The organism is Streptomyces sp. NPDC094143 (assembly GCF_040303825.1).
GTDB lineage: Bacteria > Actinomycetota > Actinomycetes > Streptomycetales > Streptomycetaceae > Streptomyces.
In genome coordinates, this window is record NZ_JBEOTZ010000123.1 from 1 (window position 1) to 1,080 (window position 1,080).

A 1,080-nucleotide genomic window follows, 5' to 3' on the forward strand; every position below is an offset into this window, starting at 1 on the left:
CCTCGCTCAGCTCGGCGACCGGCCGGGCGAAGCCGATGAAGTCCGCCGGGATGAGCTTGGTGCCCTGGTGGATCAACTGGTAGTAGGCGTGCTGCCCGTTGGTGCCGGGCGTGCCCCAGACCACCGGGCCCGTCTGCCACTCCACGGGGTGGCCCTCGCGGTCCACCGACTTGCCGTTGGACTCCATGTCGAGCTGCTGGAGGTAGGCGGTGAACTTGGACAGGTAGTGGCTGTAGGGCAGTACGGCGTGCGACTGGGCGTCGTGGAAGTTGCCGTACCAGATGCCCAGCAGACCCATGATCAGCGGGGCGTTGGACTCGGCGGGGGCGTTGCGGAAGTGCTCGTCGACGATGCGGAAGCCGTCGAGCATCTCCCGGAAGCGGTCCGGGCCGATCGCGATCATCAGGGACAGGCCGATCGCGGAGTCGTAGGAGTAGCGGCCGCCGACCCAGTCCCAGAACTCGAACATGTTGGCCGTGTCGATGCCGAACTCGGCGACCTTCCCGGCGTTCGTCGACAGGGCGACGAAGTGCCGGGCCACCGCCTTCTCGTCGCCGCCGAGCCCGTCGAGCAGCCAGGAGCGCGCCGAGGTCGCGTTGGTGACCGTCTCGATAGTGGTGAAGGTCTTCGACGCGACGATGAACAGCGTCTGCGCCGGGTCCAGGTCGCGGATCGCCTCATGCAGGTCGGCGCCGTCCACGTTCGACACGAAGCGGAACGTCAGCGAGCGGTCCGTGAAGGGCCGCAGCACCTCGTAGGCCATCGCGGGGCCCAGGTCGGAGCCGCCGATGCCGATGTTGACGACGTTGCGGATGCGCTTGCCGGTGTGGCCGGTCCACTCGCCCGAGCGGACCCGGTCGGCGAAGTCGGCCATCCTGTCGAGCACGGCGTGCACGCCCGGCACGACGTTCTCACCGTCGACCTCGATCACCGCGTCGCGCGGGGCCCGGAGCGCGGTGTGCAGCACGGCCCGGTTCTCGGTGGTGTTGATCTTCTCGCCGCGGAACATGGCGTCCCGCAGCCCGAACACGTCGGTGGCCGCGGCCAGCTCCCGCAGCAGGGCCAGCGTCTCGTCGGTGA

The 1,080-nt window shown here is 69.1% G+C and carries 1 protein-coding gene; it reads right to left on the reverse strand.

Annotated elements, in window-relative coordinates; translation table 11 throughout:
* On the reverse strand, window positions 1–1,080 hold a 1,080-nt coding region (gene pgi / locus ABTZ58_RS40070; protein WP_351368452.1), incomplete at both ends, for a glucose-6-phosphate isomerase.